Source organism: Curtobacterium guangdongense, from assembly GCF_049341845.1.
GTDB classification, from domain to species: Bacteria; Actinomycetota; Actinomycetes; order Actinomycetales; family Microbacteriaceae; genus Curtobacterium; species Curtobacterium guangdongense.
Map to the genome: position 1 here is coordinate 209,665 of NZ_JBMPIT010000007.1, position 18,712 is coordinate 228,376.

Annotated in this window: 17 protein-coding genes; 10 read left to right on the top strand and 7 right to left on the bottom strand. The window is 71.2% G+C overall.

The features are described from left to right. Positions 1 to 8: 8 nt before the first annotated feature. Complete coding sequence (poxB, locus tag ACO0E1_RS13125) at positions 9 to 1,733, bottom strand: ubiquinone-dependent pyruvate dehydrogenase (protein ID WP_422874590.1); 1,725 nt, start codon at positions 1,731 to 1,733, stop codon at positions 9 to 11. Between the two features lie 69 nt (positions 1,734 to 1,802). On the opposite strand from poxB, the gene ACO0E1_RS13130 reads away from it, so the two are divergent. Next, positions 1,803 to 2,543, top strand: coding sequence for a phosphatase PAP2 family protein (locus ACO0E1_RS13130; RefSeq protein ID WP_422874591.1), 741 nt, complete (start codon positions 1,803 to 1,805; stop codon positions 2,541 to 2,543). Between the two features lie 83 nt (positions 2,544 to 2,626). Here ACO0E1_RS13130 and ACO0E1_RS13135 read toward each other — a convergent pair whose 3' ends face one another. Further along, the gene (locus ACO0E1_RS13135; RefSeq protein ID WP_422874592.1) at positions 2,627 to 3,880 is read right to left on the bottom strand and encodes a multidrug effflux MFS transporter; all 1,254 of its coding nucleotides are present in this window, start codon (positions 3,878 to 3,880) and stop codon (positions 2,627 to 2,629) included. Positions 3,881 to 3,948: 68 nt separating this feature from the next. Here ACO0E1_RS13135 and ACO0E1_RS13140 point away from each other — a divergent pair, with 68 nt between their 5' ends. After that, entirely contained in the window at positions 3,949 to 4,386 is a 438-nt protein-coding gene (locus ACO0E1_RS13140; RefSeq protein ID WP_422874593.1) for a MarR family winged helix-turn-helix transcriptional regulator, read from the top strand. Here ACO0E1_RS13140 and soxR read toward each other — a convergent pair. Further along, the gene (soxR, locus tag ACO0E1_RS13145; protein ID WP_422874594.1) at positions 4,375 to 4,860 is read right to left on the bottom strand and encodes a redox-sensitive transcriptional activator SoxR; all 486 of its coding nucleotides are present in this window, start codon (positions 4,858 to 4,860) and stop codon (positions 4,375 to 4,377) included. The two genes, ACO0E1_RS13140 and soxR, sit on opposite strands and share 12 nt — an antisense overlap. Before the next feature lie 77 nt (positions 4,861 to 4,937). Next, positions 4,938 to 5,393, bottom strand: a complete 456-nt coding sequence (locus ACO0E1_RS13150; protein WP_422874595.1) for an iron chaperone — start codon at positions 5,391 to 5,393, stop codon at positions 4,938 to 4,940. Positions 5,394 to 5,563: 170 nt separating this feature from the next. Between ACO0E1_RS13150 and ACO0E1_RS13155 the strand changes: the two genes are divergently transcribed. Next, complete coding sequence (locus ACO0E1_RS13155) at positions 5,564 to 5,731, top strand: hypothetical protein (protein WP_422874596.1); 168 nt, start codon at positions 5,564 to 5,566, stop codon at positions 5,729 to 5,731. A gap of 132 nt (positions 5,732 to 5,863) precedes the next feature. On the opposite strand, the gene ACO0E1_RS13160 is transcribed toward ACO0E1_RS13155, so the two are convergent. Further along, the gene (locus ACO0E1_RS13160; RefSeq protein WP_422874597.1) at positions 5,864 to 6,904 is read right to left on the bottom strand and encodes an aldo/keto reductase; all 1,041 of its coding nucleotides are present in this window, start codon (positions 6,902 to 6,904) and stop codon (positions 5,864 to 5,866) included. Between the two features lie 193 nt (positions 6,905 to 7,097). On the opposite strand from ACO0E1_RS13160, the gene ACO0E1_RS13165 reads away from it, so the two are divergent. The 6 genes from ACO0E1_RS13165 (at position 7,098) to ACO0E1_RS13190 (ending at position 14,874) form a co-directional block, all read left to right on the top strand. Beyond that, a complete protein-coding gene (locus ACO0E1_RS13165) occupies positions 7,098 to 8,780 on the top strand; it encodes an ABC transporter substrate-binding protein (RefSeq protein WP_422874598.1) in 1,683 nt (560 codons plus the stop codon). Then, positions 8,780 to 9,718, top strand: coding sequence for an ABC transporter permease (locus ACO0E1_RS13170; protein WP_422874599.1), 939 nt, complete (start codon positions 8,780 to 8,782; stop codon positions 9,716 to 9,718). The genes ACO0E1_RS13165 and ACO0E1_RS13170 overlap by 1 nt, the downstream gene beginning before the upstream one ends. Beyond that, a complete protein-coding gene (locus ACO0E1_RS13175; protein ID WP_422874600.1) occupies positions 9,715 to 10,623 on the top strand; it encodes an ABC transporter permease in 909 nt (302 codons plus the stop codon). The genes ACO0E1_RS13170 and ACO0E1_RS13175 overlap by 4 nt, the downstream gene beginning before the upstream one ends. Then, entirely contained in the window at positions 10,620 to 12,395 is a 1,776-nt protein-coding gene (locus ACO0E1_RS13180) for a dipeptide ABC transporter ATP-binding protein (RefSeq protein WP_422874601.1), read from the top strand. Before ACO0E1_RS13175 ends, ACO0E1_RS13180 begins: the two co-directional genes overlap by 4 nt. Continuing rightward, positions 12,392 to 13,603 (top strand): acyl-CoA dehydrogenase family protein, encoded by a 1,212-nt coding sequence (locus tag ACO0E1_RS13185; protein WP_422874602.1) that lies wholly within the window; start codon positions 12,392 to 12,394, stop codon positions 13,601 to 13,603. The genes ACO0E1_RS13180 and ACO0E1_RS13185 overlap by 4 nt, the downstream gene beginning before the upstream one ends. Positions 13,604 to 13,677: 74 nt before the next feature. After that, positions 13,678 to 14,874: a Fic family protein gene (locus tag ACO0E1_RS13190; RefSeq protein ID WP_422874603.1), complete on the top strand. Its 1,197-nt coding sequence runs from the start codon at positions 13,678 to 13,680 to the stop codon at positions 14,872 to 14,874. 13 nt (positions 14,875 to 14,887) lie between these two features. Here ACO0E1_RS13190 and ACO0E1_RS13195 read toward each other — a convergent pair whose 3' ends face one another. Continuing rightward, the gene (locus ACO0E1_RS13195) at positions 14,888 to 15,703 is read right to left on the bottom strand and encodes an MBL fold metallo-hydrolase (RefSeq protein ID WP_422874604.1); all 816 of its coding nucleotides are present in this window, start codon (positions 15,701 to 15,703) and stop codon (positions 14,888 to 14,890) included. 156 nt (positions 15,704 to 15,859) lie between these two features. On the opposite strand from ACO0E1_RS13195, the gene ACO0E1_RS13200 reads away from it, so the two are divergent. After that, a complete protein-coding gene (locus ACO0E1_RS13200; protein ID WP_422874605.1) occupies positions 15,860 to 17,083 on the top strand; it encodes an MFS transporter in 1,224 nt (407 codons plus the stop codon). 56 nt (positions 17,084 to 17,139) lie between these two features. On the opposite strand, the gene ACO0E1_RS13205 is transcribed toward ACO0E1_RS13200, so the two are convergent. Then, positions 17,140 to 18,660, bottom strand: a complete 1,521-nt coding sequence (locus ACO0E1_RS13205) for a hypothetical protein (RefSeq protein WP_422874606.1) — start codon at positions 18,658 to 18,660, stop codon at positions 17,140 to 17,142. Between the last annotated feature and the right edge of the window lie 52 nt (positions 18,661 to 18,712).

Below are 18,712 nucleotides of genomic sequence, written 5' to 3' on the forward strand. Positions count from 1 at the left end.
GGTCGCGACTAGAGCAGCTGCCGGAAGTTCGTGGAGGCCAGGTCCAGCAGCTCGTCGCCGCGACCCGACATGACCGTCCGGATCGCGTAGAGCGTGAAGCCCTTCGCCTGCTCCATCGTCACCGCCGGCGGCATCGACAGCTCCTGCCGGTCCACCTTGACGCTGACCAGCGCCGGACCGTCGTGGGCGAGTGCTGCTGCCATCGCGTCCTCGAAGTCGTCGGACGTGTCGACGCGGAAGCCCTTGATGCCGACCGCCTCGGCGACCGCCGCGAAGTCCGGGTTCTGCAGCTCGGTGCCGTACGTGACGAACCCGGCGGCCTTCATCTCGAGCTCGACGAAGTTCAGTGACGAGTTGTCGAACACGACGACCTTCACCGGCAGCTTGTTCTGCACGATCGTGATGAGCTCGCCGAGGAGCATCGCCAGGCCGCCGTCGCCCGCGAGCGCGACCACCTGCCGGTCCGGGAACGCCGCCTGCGCGCCGATCGCCTGCGGGACGGCGTTCGCCATCGTGCCGTGCACGAACGAGCCGATCAGCCGGCGACTGCCGTTCATGGTGAGGTAGCGCGATGCCCACACGACGGGGGAGCCGACGTCGGGGATGAACACGGCGTCGTCGGCCGCGAGCTCGTCGAGCACCCTCGCGACGTACTGCGGGTGCAGGGGCTTCTTCTTCCCGGCCGGGACCGCGAGGTCGTCGAGTCGCTCGCGGGTCTTGCGGTAGTGCTTCAGCGCGTCCTGCAGGTGCTTCGTCGGCTTCGAGCCGTCGAGCAGCGGGATGAGGGCGAGCGCGGTGTCCTTGACCGTCCCCACGAGCCCGATGTCGACGGGGTGCCGGCGGCCGAGCTGCGATCCCCGGATGTCGACCTGCACGTGCTTCGCCTTCGCGGGGAAGAACTGCTGGTACGGGAAGTCGGTGCCGAGCATCAGCACGACGTCGGCGTCTTCCATCGCGCGGTACCCGGACGCGAAGCCGAGGAGCCCGGTCATGCCGACGTCGTAGGGGTTGTCGTACTCGATGTACTCCTTGCCGCGGAGCGCGTGCACGATCGGTGCCTGCAGGCGTTCGGCGAGGGCGACGACCTCGTCGTGGGCACCGGCGACGCCCGCGCCGGCCAGGATCGTGACCTTGTCGGCGCCGTTGAGGAGCTCGGCGGTGCGCTGGAGCTCCTCCTCGCTCGGGATGATCCGCGGCGTGGTGGCCTCGATGCGCGTCTCGCGCGTGCCGACCGCCTCGGCGAGGAGCACGTCGCCCGGGATGACGAGGACGGCGACGCCGCGCTTCTCGGTCGCCTCACGCATCGCGATCTCGAGCAGGCGGGGCATCTGCGTCGGGTCGGCGACGTACTCGACGTAGACGGAGCACTCGCGGAAGAGCTCCTGCGGGTGCGTCTCCTGGAAGTACCCGGAGCCGATCTCGGCGGTCGGGATGTGTGCGGCGATCGCGAGGACGGGCACGCGGGACCGGTTCGCGTCGTACAGGCCGTTGACGAGGTGCAGGTTGCCGGGGCCGCAGCTGCCCGCACACACGGCGAGGTTCCCCGTGAGTGCGGCTTCGGCGCTCGCGGCGAACGCGGCCGCCTCTTCGTGCCGGACGTGCTCCCACCGGATCGACCCGTCTTTCCGGAGCGCGTCGGTGAACCCGTTGAGGGAGTCGCCGGGGAGCCCGTAGACCCGCTCGACGTCGTTCTTGCGGAGGGTGGCGACGATGTTCTCGGCGACGGTTGGCATGTGTGTCCTCTCACGCGGGTGCGGCTTCGCCTCCTGTCTAGTCCCGCGTGCTGCTGGGACGATGGACGGATGATCGACGATGTGCCGCCGCTCCGCCCCCGACGCCGGGAGCCCGACGCGAACGGCATCCTCGTGCGGTCGCCGTACCCGCTGACGACGCTCGCGATCGCCATCGGTGCCGTGATCGTCATCACCGTCGTCGGGTTCTTCCTCGGCACCGTCGACATCGGGATCGCCCGCGCGCTCAACGCGTTGCACGTCGGGTTCCTCGGCGCGATCACGGACGGGGTCTACCACGCGATCAGCCCCGGCCCCGCGATCGTCGTCACCGCGATCGTCACCGGGCTGATCTGGGCGCTGCAGCGGAACATCCGGCCGGCTGCGGCGTTCGCCGGGGTCGTCGCGATCACCTGGATCCCGTCGGACCTGGCGAAGGAGATCGTGCACCGCGCGCGGCCTTCAGTCGACGTGCTGCCGCACCCGTTCGCCGTGCAGCCGGACCCCGGGTACCCGAGCGGGCACACGGTGTTCATGGTGGCGTTCACGATCGCGCTGTGCTGGGTGCTGCGGGACACCCGGTGGCACCGGCTCGCGGTGGTGCTCGGGACGATCGCGGTCGTCGTCGTGTGGTTCTCGGTGACGATCGACGCGGTGCACTACCCGACGGACGCGCTGGCCTCGGTCGGGTGGGCGCTCGCCGTGGCGCCCGCAGCGCGCCTGGTGTGGGTGGACTGGCTGATGCCGCGCATCCCGTTCTTGCGCCCCGCGCGCCCTGCTGCGGGCACGGGCGGGGGCCGAGTCTCGCGCTGAGCGACACCTCTCGCGACCGGGAGCGCGAGAACTGTCGCTCAGGCCGAATCTCGGCGCAGCGTCAGCCCGCGCGCCGCGCAGCGTCAGCCCGCGCGCCGGCCGCGTGCGACGAGCAGCGCGAGCACCGCGACGACCGCCGCAACGAGCATCACGATCGCCAGGGGCGCCGCGGTCGCCGAGCCGCCGATGCTCACGAGCGGGGACACCAGCGCGGCGAGGCCGAACTGCAGCGCGCCGAGCACGGCGGACGCACTCCCCGCCGCGGACGGGACGGCACCGAGTGCCAAGGCCGTCGCGTTCCCGAGCACGAGTCCGAGGCTGCCGACCGCGGTGAAGAGCGGCACGGCGAGGAAGAGCACCGGCGCGGACGTGACGACCAGCACCGCGAACGCCACCGTCGACGCGAGCACCAGCACGATGCCGAGCGACAGCACGCCGACGACCGAACGCGTCTCGGTGAGCTTGGCGGACAGGATGCTCACGCCCATCAGCGCGAACGCGTTGATGCCGAACGCGATGCCGTAGCCGACCGTGCCGAAGCCGATCATGTCCTGGTACAGGAACGGTGACGCCGAGATGTACGCCATCATCACCGCGAACGCGAAGCCGAACACCGCGGTGTAGCCGAGGAACGTCCGCGAGCGCAGTGCCCGAACCGGCGAACCCGACGACGTCCGTGCCGCTCGCAGCGCTGCACGGTGCGAGCGGAGGTGGGTCTCGCGGATCACGGCGAGCACCGCCACGAGCATGACGACCGACAGGCCGAGCACGACGGTGAGCAGCCCGCGCCAGCCGATCGGCCCGGTGAGCAGCCCACCGAGCAGGGGCGCGACGACCGGGGCGACGCCGCCGACGATCATCATGAGCGAGAACGCCTTCGCTGCGGGCTTGCCGGTCGCCAGGTCGGAGATGACCGCACGGCCGATCACCATGCCGGCCGCACCGCCGAGGCCCTGCAGGAGCCGGGCGACGATGAGCACGCCGACGTTCGGCGCGAGCACGGCTGCCGCACTGGCGAGCACGCAGAGCACCGCCCCGGCGATCAGCGGCGGCACCCGGCCGAACCGGTCGGAGAGCGGCCCGAAGACGAGCTGCCCCGCGGTGACCCCGACCAGGAAGGCCGTGAGCGTGAGCTGGACGGTCGTGGCCGAGGTCTGCAGCTCGACCGTCATCTCGGGGAAAGCCGGCAGGTACAGGTCGGTGGCGAACGGGGCCACCGCGCTGAGCAGCCCGAGCACGAGCAGCAGCGCCGTGGTGATGCCCTGCTGTCGGGGTGCGGCCGCAGCCGTCGTGGGTGTCGCGTCGTGCGCGCGGATGGATCCGGTGTCCGTCGTCATGATTATGAAATCATAACCCAATGGTTGTGAATGCATAACCCCGGTGCGCGGGCGCTACAGTGCTGCCCATGGGACGACCGGTGACCGATGACGTGCTGGCCGAGCTGGCCGAGGCCGTGCTCCGGATCTCCCGCGAGATCGACCCGCACGGCACCCCGGCGCTCGACATCGTGCCGCTCACCGGGACCGAGGCGCTCGTGATGCGCTGGATCGACACGCACGCGGGCACCTCACCGAGCGCGACCGCGGAGGCCACCGCACTCCATCGGAGCAACCTCAGCGCGGCCCTCCGCTCCCTCGTCGCGAAGGGCATGGTCGACCGTCGCGTGGATCCGGCCGACGCACGTCTGGTCCAGCTGTTCCCGACCGAGCGGGCGGCGGAGAACATCGCGATCCTGCGCGCCCACTGGGCCGCCAAGCTACGGAACGCCCTCGGTGGCGACGACGGCGGCGTGCGGGATGCCCTCGCCCTGCTCACCCGGCTCGACGGCGGGCTACGGGGCTGACGGCTCCTCGTCCTCGATGGGCAGGAGTCGACGGGCGCCGTGCCCCTCGGCAGCGAGCGCGTCGCCCGGGTTCATCACCAGGCAGGCGTTCAGCGAGACGCAGCCGCACCCGATGCACTGCGTCATCTCCTGCTGCAGGCGTTCGAGTTCCAGCTGCCGGGCCCGGAGTCGTGCACGCCACCGTTCGTTCAGCCGGTTCCAGTCCCGGAGCGACGGCATCCGGTCCTCCGGCAGGGTCGCGAACTGCTCGGCGACCTCGCTCAGCGGGATGCCGAGCCGTTTCGCCACCTGGATGATCGCGATCCGTCGTTCCGTGTGTCGCGGGTACAGCCGGGTCCCGCCGTCGGTCCGCTCCGGGTGGATCAGGCCCTTGCGTTCGTAGAAGTGCAGCGCCGACGCTGCCACCCCGGTGCGCGCCACGACCTCGCCGATCGTCAGCAGGTCAGTGGGTTTCGGACGCGGGATCTCGACCATGGTCGAGATCCTACGGATCTGACGGACGGGAGGCTCGTGGGGCGCCGCCACGAGCCTCCCTCTCGTTGCTGGTCGCGTCAGGCGACCGCTCGGCGGATCAGGTCGGCCACCGTCGCCTCGTCGGCAGCGCTGAACGCCGGCGTGATCGCCCACGACGTCGGCCAGAACGACCCGTCGTCGAGCTGCGCGGGGTCCTGGAAGCCGAGTGTCGCGTAGCGCGCCTTGAACTTCGCGGCGTCCTGGAAGAAGAACACCACCTTGCCGTCCTTGGCGTACGCGGGCATCCCGTACCAGAGGCGCGGGGCGAGCTCGGGCGCGGCCTCGAGCGCGATGCGGTGGATGCGCTCCGCGAGCTCCCGGTCCGGCGAGGGCATCTCGGCGATCTTGTCGACGACTGCCTGCGCCTCGGCCGCCGCCTTCTCCGCCTTGGTCCCCGTGCGGGTCCGTGCGGTGCGCTTCTCGGCGGCGTACTCCGTCATCGCAGCGCGTTCCTCGTCCGTGAACGTGCCCTCGGTCTTCGTCGTCCGTGCCATGGTCGGCCCTTCCTCGTCGTTGCGTCGAGGCTCGCGCGCGGACCACGCCGTCGCTTCTCGGAATCTGCTCGGAACCCCCAAGTTCGCATAACACTTGATCGACTATGAAGTATCTAATATGTTATGTGTATTCGGACTCGCCAGGGAGTCCACACCACGAGGAGCCCACCATGACCGCAGTCGCCGCGACCACTCGACCTGCCGCCATCCCCGCTGCACGGATGCCGCTCGACGCGGTCCTCGGCGGACTCGAGCGTGCCGCGGCGCGTCTGCCGCACGCAGCAGCACTGCCGGTCATGGTGGCGCATGCCGCACTGTCGACCGTCGCCTACCGCTGACCCGGTGGGCGTTCCTGCCCACAACGCCCGCGATGGGAAGTCGAATCGCGCGTAGGAGGTCGGAAAATCGGGCCACCTACGCGCGATTCGACCCCCTACGCGCGATTCGACCGACTCCGACCGACCGACCCCCTACGCACGAATCGACCGCGCGACCACGCGGCCACGGAGCCGCTCGCGCGTGAGCGCCGGCAGCGGGAACCCCGTGTCCCGCTCGAGCACGTGCGTCCCCGGCGGCACGATGGCGTCCACCGCGTCGAGGACGTCGTCGTCGAGCACGACCTCGGCCGCCTGCGCGTACGCGTCCACGTGCGACACCGTCCGCGGCCCGATCACCACCGAGGCCACGTCCGGGTGCGTCAGCGCGAACCCGATCGACAGCTCGAGGAGCGTCAACCCGGCCTCGTCCGCCAGGCTCCCGAGTCGATCGGCGACCGCGAGCTTCCGCCGGTTCTGCGGCGACCCGATGTCGTACACGTCGGGCTGCTCGACGGCGTGCGGCGACCGGGGTTGCACCGTGCCGTCCCGGTAGGCGCCGGCGAGCCACCCGCCGGCGAGCGGCGCCCCCGCGAGCACCCCGAGCCCGAAGCGCCTGGCGACGGGGAACACGGTGCGCTCGGCCGTCCTGGTCAGGATCGAGTAGGGCACGTGCGTCGCGGTCGCACTCTTCGCGCCGGAGCGGAGCCACTGCGCCTCGACGAGCTCCTCGGCGGGGAACCCGGGGATGCCGAAGCTGCGGATCTTGCCCTGCGCGACGAGGTCGGCGAGCGCGTCGAGGGTCTCGTCGAGGGACGTCGCAGGGTCGGGCCGCGCGGGCTGGTAGAGGTCGATGACGTCGGTGCCGAGCCGTTCGAGGCTCCGCTCGACCGCGCGGAACATCCACCGCCGGCCGGATCCCCGGTGCGCGGGGTCCTCGTCGACGGGGTCGCCGAACCGCACCGACACGAAGACGTCGTCGCGGCGGCCGGCGAGCGCGGCGCCGACGACGGACTCCGCGAGCCCGGATCCGTGCGCGTCCGACACGTCGATCGCGGTGACGCCACGGCCGAGGCCCTCCTGCACGAGGTCCACCGCACCGTCCACGTCCCGCTCCGCGACGCCCGCGATGGCCCGCGTGCCGAGCGTCAGCGCGCTGACGGGCGCACCCGTCCGCCCCATGGTCCGCTGCTCCATGGCCGACACGATATGGGCGACCACGTCCCGACGTGACGCGGGTGACGAACCGTGACGAGCCTCCCGTTCGGTCCGCGCGGACGTGACGTTCCGTGACACGCCCTCCCGCGGTCCGCGACGCCGTGTGACGGTCCGTTGCGACGGAAGACGGGAGGCTCGACCCGACCCCGCCGGGCTGCCTACGGTCCTCGACATGACCCGATCCGACACCGCACGGCGCTCCGTGCGGAAGCGCGCTACCGCGGCGCTCGCCGCTGCCGCCGCGACCGTGGTGCTCCTCGCCGGCTGCTCCGCCGGCGCTGCCTCGGCGACCCGCGACACCGGGCCGGTGCGCGGCGGGAACCTCGTCTACGCGACGGACCGTGAGCCGACGTGCCTCGACCCCCACAACTCCGGGGACATGCCGCAGACGTACATCGCCCGGCAGTACCTGGACTCGCTCGTGTCGCTGCAGCAGGACGGCTCGGTCAAGCCGTGGCTCGCGTCGAGCTGGACGATCTCGGACGACGGCACGCAGTACGACTTCACGCTGAAGCAGGGCGTGGAGTTCACCGACGGCACCCCGTTCGACGCCCAGGCAGTCGTGGACAACTTCACGCAGATCCTCGACCCGGCGACGCAGTCCTCGACCGACCTGCTCTACCTGACCGGGTACTTCGACAAGGCCACCGCGATCAGCGACCACGTCGTGCGGATCACCCTGAAGCGGCCGTACTCGCCGCTCCTCGCCGCACTGTCGCAGGCGTTCTTCGGCATGGAGTCGCCGAAGGCCATGGCGCGGGGGCTCGCCGCGAACTGCGAGTCGCCGGTCGGCACGGGGCCGTTCAAGGTCGTGGCGTGGAACCACGAGCGGGACGTCGAGCTCGTCCGGAACGACGCCTACAACAGCGCCCCGGCTGATGCGAAGCACCAGGGTCCCGCCTACCTCGACGGCATCACGTGGAAGTTCCTCAAGGACAACACCACGCGGTACGGCGCGCTCAGCTCGGGCGAAGCGGACGTCATCTTCAACGTCCCGCCGGAGAGCGAGGGTCTGGCGAAGTCGGACCCCTCGATCGAACTGCAGTCGTTCGTGCACTCTGGAGCGCCGTTCAGCCTCGACATCAACACGAAGAGCACGGTCTTCAGCGACATCCGGGTCCGGAAGGCGTTCGTGCACGCCTCGGACGCGAAGGAAGCCGTGGAGAGCGCCTACAACGGGGTGTTCCCCTACGAGGGGAACAACGTCTCCTCGGGGACGCCGCACTACGACGCGGCGTACCACGAGCCCTTCCCGTACGACCCGGCCGAGGCGAAGCGGCTCCTCGACGAGGCCGGCTGGACCGGACGCGACGCGGACGGCTACCGGACCAAGGACGGCGAGACGCTGACGGTGAAGTTGCCGTACAACGCCGACTCCGCGGAGACCCCGCCGGCCGACGTCACGATCCTGCAGGACATCCAGGCGATGGAGAAGCGCGTCGGGGTCAAGGTCGTGCTGCAGGCGCTGGACTCGTCCTCGATGAACGCGGTGTGGGGCAACCCGAAGGCGTACGACCTGCTCGGGAACTACTGGAACAGCCCGACGCCGCACGTGATGTACATCAAGTACTCGAAGGCGACCTACGACGTCGACAACGGCCAGAACTCGGCGTTCGCGTACGACGACGAGCTCGACCGGCTGCTCATCGCGGGCACGGCGACGACCGACCCGGCCGAGCAGGCGAGGTACTACTCGGCGGCCCAGAAGCGACTGTCGTCGGAGGCCTGGACGCTGCCGCTCTACCCGATCCAGACCCGCCTCGGCATCTCCGACCGCGTCGGCGGCGTGTGGATCGAACCCAGCGAGGGCGAACCCGTCCTCTCCGACGCCTACCTGATCGACGGAGGCAAGTGATGGTCATCCGAGTCGCACGACGCATCGTCGAGGCGGTGGTCCTGCTCCTCGCCGTCGGCACGATCGTGTTCTTCCTCGAGCACGCCGTGCCCGGCGACCCCGCGGTCGCGATCCTCGGCGGCGCCGCTGCACACCCCACGAAGGAGGCGGTCGCCGCGGTCACCGAGCAGTACGGCTTCGACCGGCCGCTCATCGCGCAGTACGGCGACTTCCTCGGCGGGCTGTTCCGACTCGACTTCGGGGAGTCCTACACGCTGAAGCAGTCCGTCACGAGCGTCATCGCGGGGCAGATCGGCCCGACCCTGGCGCTGACGGTGTCCGCGCTCGTCATCGCGTGGCTGCTCTCGATCGCGTCGACGCTCCTCACCGCCGGTCGCCCGGGCATCGTCGGACGCCTCGGCTCCGTCGTCGAGACCGTCGCCGCGGGGCTCCCGCAGTTCTGGCTCGGCCTCGTGCTGCTCCTGGTCTTCGCGGTGCAGCTGCACTGGTTCCCGGTCATCGGCTCCGGTCCGCTCGGCATCGTCCTGCCCGCCCTGACGCTGGCGATCCCGCTCGCCGGGTTCCTCGGGCAGGTCACCCGCGACGAGTTCGAGGACAAGCAGCAGCAGCCGTTCGTCCTCTCCGCCCGCAGTCGGGGCCTGTCCGAGCGCGCCATCCGCGGGAAGTACGTGCTCCGGCACGCGGCGCTCCCCGGCGTGACGCTGTCCGGCTGGGGCCTCGGCTCGCTCGTCTCCGGCGCCGTCATCGCCGAGGTCGTCTTCGCCCGCCAGGGCATCGGGCAGGTCCTGGTCACGGCCGTGAGCGCGCAGGACCTGCCGCTCGTGATCGGCATCACCTTCGTCGTGGCGCTCGTCTACGTCGTGGCGAACATCCTCACCGACATCGCGTACGTCGTGATCGACCCACGACTGCGCCGCACGACGGGAGCCGCAGCATGACCACCGCAACGATCGCACCCAGCGAACCGACGGCCCTGGGGCCGGCACCGGTCCCGACCGCCACCGGCGCGACCAAGGTGCGCAGAGCCTCCCACCCGTTGCGCCGCGTCTCGTTCTGGCTGGCCGCAGCGTTCATCGCGCTCGTCGCGGTGGCGGCCCTCTGGCCGTCCCTGCTCGCGCCGCAGGACCCGCTCGCCATCGACCTCGGCAAGAGCTTCGACGCACCCAGCGCGCAGCACGTGTTCGGGACCGACCAGTCCGGCCGCGACGTCTACTCGCGGGTCGTGCACGGCGCCGGCCAGTCGGTCCTGATCGGCGTCGGGGCGACCTCGCTCGGACTCGCGGGGGCCGTGCTGCTCGGGGTCCTCGGCGGGCTCGGCGGCCGTGCCGTCGACGCCGTCGTGACCCGCGTGATCGAGGTGCTCTACGCGTTCCCGGGAATCCTCCTCGCGCTCATCCTGATCGCCGTGTTCGGGTCGAGTGCGGGGACGCAGATCCTCGCCGTCGGCATCGCGACCATCCCCGGGTACGCACGGATGGTCCGCGGGCAGGTGCTCGCCGTCCGTGGTGCGCCGTACGTGCAGGCGGAGCGGGCACTCGGACACTCCTCGGCTCACGTGCTGTTCCGCACGCTGCTGCCGAACGCGTTCCGGCCGCTCACCGTCCTGGTCACGCTCGGCATCGGGCAGGCGATCGTCTGGGCGTCGGCGCTCGGGTTCCTCGGCATGGGCGTGCAGCCCCCGGCGCCGGAGTGGGGCGCGATGCTCAACGCCGGCCGCAACTACCTGCAGCAGGCGTGGTGGCTCGACTTCTGGCCCGGTGTCGTGATCGTGCTGCTCGCCCTGTCGCTGACCGCCGTCGGTCGCGCCGTGCAGACCCTGACCCAGCCTGGAGGCCCCCGGTGACCACCGCAGACTCGCTCACGTCCGCCACGTCAGTCGTCCAGGGCTCAGCGCCGGTCGTCGACGTCCGGAACCTGTCCGTCGCCTTCGGCGACCGCACCGTCGTGCAGGACGTCTCGTTCACGCTCGAGGCCGGCCGCTGCGTGGCGATCGTCGGCGAGTCCGGCTCCGGCAAGAGCGTCACCGCCCGGTCGTTGCTCGGGCTGAACGGGACCACTGCGACGACCACGGCCTCGGCCCTGTCGCTCGGTGGCCAGGACCTCCGGGACCTGTCCGACGGCGCGTGGCGGAAGGTCCGCGGGAAGCAGGTCGGCTACGTGCTGCAGGACGCACTGGTCTCCCTCGACCCGCTCCGCAAGGTCGGTGCGTCCGTCGCCGACGCGCTCCGTGTGCACGGGGTCGGACCGCGGGCCGAGCGCGAGCGGCAGGTGCTCTCGCTGCTCGAGCGCGTCGGGATCCCCTCGCCGTCGCTGCGGGCCCGTCAGCTGCCGTCGGAGTTGTCCGGCGGGCTCCGGCAGCGTGCGCTCATCGCCGCCGCGATCGCCCTCGACCCGGCGGTGCTCATCGCCGACGAGCCGACGACCGCGCTCGACACCACCGTGCAGGCGCAGATCCTGGCGCTCCTCGACGAGCTCCGTGCCGGCGGGACCGGGCTCGTGCTCATCAGCCACGACCTCGGCGTCGTCGAGCAGCTCGCGGACGACGTCGTGGTGATGCAGCACGGGGTCGTCGTCGAGCAGGGGCCCGTCGGCGCCGTGCTCGGCGACCCGCAGCACCCGTACACGAAGCGGCTGCTCGCGGCGATCCCGTCCGCACACGCACCGGGAGCCCGGCTGTCGGACGCTCCCCGTGCGACCCTCGCACCGCGGCCGGCATCGCGTCCGGTGCCCGTGGCCGGCTCCGTCGTGTTGTCGGTGTCGCACGTGACCAAGCGCTACCGGGGGCCCGACCGGGTCGTGCGGACCGTGGTCGACGACGTGTCGTTCGAGCTCCGCGCGGGCGAGACGCTCGGCATCGTGGGGGAGTCCGGCTCCGGGAAGTCCACGACCGCGGCGATCGCCCTCGCGCTGACCCCGCCCTCGTCGGGGACGGTCACGTTCGAGGGGCGCCCGTGGTCGGCGCTGCCCGAACGGGCTCGTCGCGGCGATCGCCCACGTATCGCCACGGTGTCGCAGGACCCGCTGTCCTCGTTCGACCCCCGCCGCACGGTCGGCGAGCTCATCCGCTCCGCGCTGACCGGCGCCCGCGCCGCCCGTCGACACGCGCAGGTTCCGGGCTCAGCGACAGTTCACGTGCGCCCCGACGCGAGAACTGTCGCTGAGCCCGAAGTCCTGCGCGGCGATCGGGACCAGGCGCGCGTGGCGGAACTGCTCACGGGCGTGGGGCTCGACGTGGGGATCGCACGCCGGCACCCCTCGACGCTGTCCGGCGGGCAGCGGCAGCGCGTGGCCATCGCCCGGGCGCTCGCCACCGACCCCGACGTGCTAGTCCTCGACGAGGCCGTCAGCGCCCTCGACGTCTCCGTCCAGGCGCAGGTGCTCGACCTCCTCGCGGACATCCGCCAGGAGTACGGCACCGCCGCGCTCTTCATCTCCCACGACCTCGGGGTGATCCACCACGTCAGCGACCGCGTGCTCGTGCTGCGCGACGGTCGTGTCGTCGAGGAGGGGCCGGCCGACCAGGTCTTCCGCTCCCCGCGCGACCCGTACACGCAGGGGCTGCTCGACGCGGTCCCCGGCGTCAGCATCCACCGGAACCCGCAGGAGGAACCATGACCATCACCACACTCCCGACCCGGACCTCGCTGCTGGAGCGCTTCGCACCGGTGTTCGCCCGGATCGCGGACGGCGCCGTGGACCGCGAGCAGCACCGCACGCTGCCGCACGAGCAGGTCAAGTGGCTCGCGGACGCGGGGTTCACGGCCGTCACCGTCCCGGTCGCCGCGGGCGGTGCCGGTGCTTCGGCATCGGACCTGTTCACCCTGCTCATCCGGCTCGCCGAGGCCGACTCGAACATCCCGCAGCTGCTCCGGGCGCACTTCGCCTTCGTCGAGGAGCTGCTGCTCGACCCGGACGTCGTCCGCCGCGACGAGTGGTTCACGCGGATCGCCGCCGGCGAGGTGTTCGGCAACGCCAGTCACGAACGCTCCACAGCGGCCGTCGGTTCCCTGTCGACGCACATCGTCCCGGACGGCGACGGCTGGCGTCTGCACGGCCAGAAGCACTACAGCACGGGCACGATCTTCGCGGACTGGACCACCGTCACCGCGCAGACGCCGGACGGCCACACCGTCGGGGTCACCGTGCGGGTGGACGACCCGGACGTCGAGGTCCACGACGACTGGAACGGCTTCGGGCAGCGCCTGACCGGGAGCGGCACCACGACGTTCGACGGTGTGCGGGTCGAGCTCTGGCAGCTCCGACCCGAGCGTGCCGAGCGACGTACCGTACTGCCGGCGTTCCTGCAGACCGTGCTGCTCGCCTCGCTCGCGGGGGTCGGCGCCGCGGCAGCCCGCGACGCTGCGGCGTTCGTGCGCTCCCGGACCCGGCACTACCAGCACGGGGTCGGCCGGACCGCGGCGTCCGACCCGCTCGTGCAGTCCGTCGTCGGACGCATCGCATCGGACGCCGTCGCCGCAGAGGCCCTCGTGCTGAACGCCGCAGCGGCCATCGACACGGCGCACGACGCGATCGTGGACGGCGAGCCGGGCACGGACCTCGACGCGCTCGTCGACGCCGCCGAGCTCCGGACGATCGCGGTGCAGGGGACCGTCGTCGAGGTCGTCCTGCGTGCGACGACGACGCTGTTCGAGGTCGGCGGTGCGAGCGCGACCGATCGGGACCGTGCACTCGACCGGCACTGGCGGAACGCTCGGACCCTGTCGTCGCACAACCCGGTCGTGTTCCAGCAGCGGGTGATCGGCGACCACCTGGTGAACGGCGCACCCCTGACCTACTTCTGGGCCACGGGCGAGACCCGCTGACCGAGGACGATCTGTCACTCGCCTGGCCGACCAGTTACACTTAGCTCGATAAGTGTCAAAACAGTCGCGTCACAGTGACAGATCGGAGCGTCATGAACTGGCCGGCGATCGATTCTGAGGAACGCTGGTTCGAATCGAAGTACGCCGGATTCGGTGTCGCCGCCAGTCGAAGGAGCACGCTCGGGCACACGTACCGCGCTGCCGTCCCGCCGTTCATCGCGGGTCTCGACCCCGTGGTGTCGTCGTCGACTGCCGCGCTCGTCGACGATGCGGTCGAGGCCCTCGTGAGGTTCGATGCGCAGCTCGGTGGGGAGATCGCACCGTTCGCCTCGTTGCTCTTGCGGTCAGAAGCGGCGGCGTCGTCGCAGATCGAGAACCTCACGGCGAGCGCTCGGGCCATCTTCACGGCCGAGCTCGGCGACGACTCACGGCAGAACGCCGCGCAGATCGTCGCGAACACCCGTGCGATGCAGAGCGCGCTCGACCTCGCTGACGAGCTCACCCCCGACTCCGTGCTCGCCATGCACGGCGTCCTGCTCGACGGCGATCCGCATCACGACGCCGGGTCGTGGCGTGAGGAACCGGTCTGGATCGGCCGAAGCGCAGACAGCCCTGCCGGTGCGGACTTCGTCGCTCCCGCGTTCGAGCGGGTCCCCGTCCTCGTCGACGACGTCATGGCGTTCGCTCGCCGCACCGACCTGCCGCGGCTCGTGCAGATCGCCGTCGCGCACGCCCAGTTCGAGACCATCCACCCGTTCACCGACGGCAACGGTCGGACGGGCCGCGCGCTGATGCAGGCGATGTTCCGCGGAACGGGGCTCACCCGGAACGTGACGATCCCGGTGTCTGCGGGGCTCCTCACGGACACCGTCGGCTACCACGCGGCTCTCGACGCCTATCGATCCGGCGACATCGAGCCGATCGTCGTCGCTGCGGCGGAGGCGTCGTTCCGCGCCGTCAACAACGCGCGCGAGCTCGTCGACGACGTCCACGCCGCCCAGGCTCGGTGGCGCGAGGGTGTCACCGCGCGCGCAGACTCGGCGGTGTGGCGGGTCCTCGAGGTCGTGGCACGCCAGCCTGTCCTCACAGCCGCATCGCTCTCGACGCAGCTCGGCGGATCGGTCAACGTCTACCGGCTGCTCGACACGCTCGTCACCGCGGGAGTGCTCGTGTCGAAGTCCGAGTACAAGCTCAAGACGACCGTGTGGCGGAACGACGACGTCCTGCGCGCGCTCGATGCCTTCGCCCGGCGCTCCGGCCGTCGCGGCTGAACCGACCCGCGCCTCACTCGGGGAAGTCGCCCCGGAGCCAGCCGACGTACCGGTCGAGCGACGCTTCGACGATCCTCGATGCGTCGGCGGGGAGCCCCCCGAACGCGCTGTAGAGCCGATCGAACGCGAACCCCCGCGCCACGTCCTGCACCCGACGCACCGCGGGCTCGGGCAGCGGGATGTTGTTCACGAAACTGCGCATCACGTTCGCCGACTTCCTGTCGCCGCCGACCGCGATCGTGTCGCCCGTGAGCAGCACGCCGCGTCCGTCGGCACCGGCCGCCCAGTGCACGACGCTGCTCCCCGCGAAGTGCCCGCCGGCCTCGACCATGACGAGCCCCGGCAGCAGCTCGACCCGGTCCCGCCACAGCGCGATCACCGGGTCCGGGCGCCGGATCCAGTGCTCGTCCTTCGCGTTGACCAGGACGGGAGCCCGGTCGAACGCGTGGCTCCACTGGATCGACGACCCGGTCAGGTGCGGGTGGCTCGAGGCGATCACCGCGACACCGCCGAGGGCGCGCACGGCAGCGACGCCGGCCTCGTCGATGAACCCCGGCGGCTCGAACAGCAGGTTCCCGCCCTCGGTCTGCACGAGGAGTCCCCGCTGGTTGATGCCGAGCGCGGGCTCGGTCGTGACTGCGTGCAGGCCAGGTTCGATCTCGGTGACGACGATCCGGAGGCCCTCCTCGGCGAGGGAGTCCCGTGTCGTCCAGGCCTGTCCGCTCGCCGGCACGAACTGTCGTTCGTCCGAGCAGATCTCGCAGCGGGCTGGTGGTTGGTCGGTGTCGGCGTGCTCGATGGCGCACGTGGCGCAGGTCCAGATGGTCATGGCACCCAGTGAACGACCTCAACCAATGTTGAGATCAAGCCCGCTGGTACCATCGAGGAACGCAGTGTGTATCTACCGGCCGTCGCACCTCGACGGACAACGGCGGCACCCGATGGGTCCGCCGGACAGACGCGGGCCGAGAAGGCACACCTCGACATGCTCCAACCGCGTTCTTCCGACGCATCGCTGATCGCCCACGCCGGACGGTCCTACTTCCCGATCGCGTTCATCGCCCGGCTCCCCTTCGCGATGATGGTCGTCGGCGTCCTGACCCTCGTCGTCGCATCCCGTGACTCCGTCGCCCTCGGTGGCGTCAACTCCGCGTTCGTCGGCATCGGCTCGGCGGTCTTCGGCCCGATGGTGGGTGCCGCGGCCGACCGGCTCGGCCAGCGGAAGGTGCTGGTCCCCGTCGGCCTGGCGAACGGCGTGCTGCTCGGCGTCCTGCCGTTCGTCGTACAGGGTGCCGCTCCGGACCTCGCCGTGCTGGCGATGTCGTTCCTCATCGGCGCGACGGCACCCCAGGTCGCCCCGATGTCCCGCACGCGGCTCGTCGCGATCATCCGGCAGCGCATGTCGGGGGACCGCCGTGAGCGGGTGCTCAGTGGCACGATGGCGTACGAGTCCGCCGCCGACGAGACCGTGTTCATCATCGGTCCGTTCCTGGTCGGGCTGCTCGCGAGCGCGATCGCTCCATGGGTGGCCGTCGCGGGTGCGTCCGCGCTGACGTTCGTGTTCGTGACGGCGTTCGCGCTGCACCCGACCGGCACGCTCGCGGCCGGTCAGCACGCTGTGGTCGCCCAGGCACCGGCTCGGGAGCTCCTGCGTCCGCGGCTCGTCGTCGTGGTCGCCGGGATCCTCGGCATCGGCTTCTTCTTCGGCTCGACCCTGACCTCGCTGACCGCGTTCATGGAGGTCCACGGCGAGTCCTCGCAGGCCGGGCTCCTCTACGGCCTGATGGGGATCGGCTCCGCGGGGCTCGCGCTCGGTTCGGCGGCGTTCCCGAAGGCGTTCGGCATCGGCTGGCGGTGGCTCGTGTTCGGTGTGGTGCTCCTCGGCGGAGCCGTCGCGTTCGCCTCCGCGGACTCGGTGCTCGCGGTCGGGATCGTCCTCGCGATCATGGGCGTCGGCATCGGCCCGACGCTGGTCGCGCAGTACAGTCTCGGCTCGGATCGGTCACCCGTCGGGCGCTCGGCGACCACGATGACGATCCTCGGCTCCGCCGTGATCGTCGGCCAGTCGCTCACCTCGGCGGTCGTCGGCGAGGTCGCGGAACGATCCGGCACCGAGACCGCGATGCTCTTCCCGGCGCTGTCCGCCGCCCTCGTGGTCCTGGCCGCCGTCGTGAACCTGGTGCTGTCGCGTCGCGACGCGACCACCTGACGGACTGGAGGCTCGTGGCGGCGTCGCCACGAGCCTCCAGTCCGGCAGTCCACGGGTCAGCCGTGGACCGCGACCGTCCTCGGGGTCCCGACGTTGCCGGTCCGGTCGACGGGCCAGGCCATCAGTGTGTACTGCTGACCGGCGACGAGCGCCGGCAGCGGAGCGGTACCGGTTGCGGCCATGGCGACGGCGACGCCCGAGGTGACGGTCGCTCCCGAGCCGTCGCCCGCGACGAGGCGTACGACCGTCGTCCGCGCGTCGGACGTCGCTGATCGCGTCCAGGTCGCGCTGCGCGATGCGGCGTCGACCACGAGCGTCTGCGGGCGGGCGGGCGCCGTCACGTCCGCGCGATCCCGCCACTGGATCTCGGCGGTCGCCCGACCCGAGCCGTCGCCGCAGGCGGTGGTGAACCGGATGTGCGCCCGGAGCAGGGTGCCGTCGGGGCGCCGAGCCACGTCGAGCACGTTCTCGGTGCCGCTGGTGCTCCCGCATCCGTACGCGTTGGCCGACAATACCATGCCGTAGCGCTGGTGGTCGCCGAAGTCCGTCAGCGAGTGCTTGCCGAGTGTGATCGAGTCACCGGGAACGGAGAGTCCGACCTGGTGCACACCGAAGTCGCCCGACGCCACGTCCGCCGTCGTGAACCACCAGGTGCCCGCTCTGGAGTACTGCTGCGCGACGCGCGTGTGACCGTCGGCCTCGTCGTCGGTGAACGTCTTGCCGCGGTGGATCGAGTCCGTCCCCGTCGACGTGATGCGGGTGGTCCCGAGCGGGGCCGTCCCCGCGAGCGCAGTCGTCACGGTCGTCGCGCCGCTCGGGACGGAGAGCACCGCGGTCCGCGGCCCGGCGCCCAGGGGTGAGAAACCGACGCGCAGCGTGCACGTCGCATCCGGCGCCAACGTCGTGCCGCTGCAGGTGTCGTCCGCGATCGCCCAATCGGTCGGGGCCCACCCCGAAAGTCCCACCGCGCCGATGGGCATCGGGGCGTCCGAGGTGTTGTGGAACGACTCCTGCGCCCACACCCGCGTGTTGCGGACCGGCACCTGCGGGAACGTCAGGTTGGTGGCAGACGGCCGGAGCTTCGGACCGGCCTGACCGAACCGGACCTCGCCGAAGTACGTGCGGCCCGCGTCCGGGTAGTCCGTCTGGAACACGACGTCCAGCCGGGTCAACGTGCCGTCGGGGTTCGCGGCGATGTCGAGCACGTCGAAGACGCCGAGGGTCGTCCAGTGGGTGCTGCCACGGTCGATCACCACCTGGGCTGGATCCCTGTTGTCGTTCGGAGCCGATTCGTAGTGCCCGACGTGCAGGTCCTGACCCTCCGGCGGCGTGATGACGACGGTGGTGCCGTCCGTACCGGCCTGCACGCGCTGGAGCCGGGCGTCGCTGACGATGTCCGGGCCGTCGCCGGAGACGGGAGCGATGGCGCGTCCGTCGCCCGTCGGCTGGTTGTTCCCGATGGTGATGGTCGCGTCCGGCAGCTCCGGTGCTGCGGAAGCGGGTGCGGCGGGGACACCGATGACGGCGGCCACGAGGCTGACCGCCAGTGCAGCGGTGACGATCTGGGGATGGCGCACGGGGTCTCCTGCTCGGCGTCGAGTGATGTGTCCAGCCTGGTCGAACGGTGTC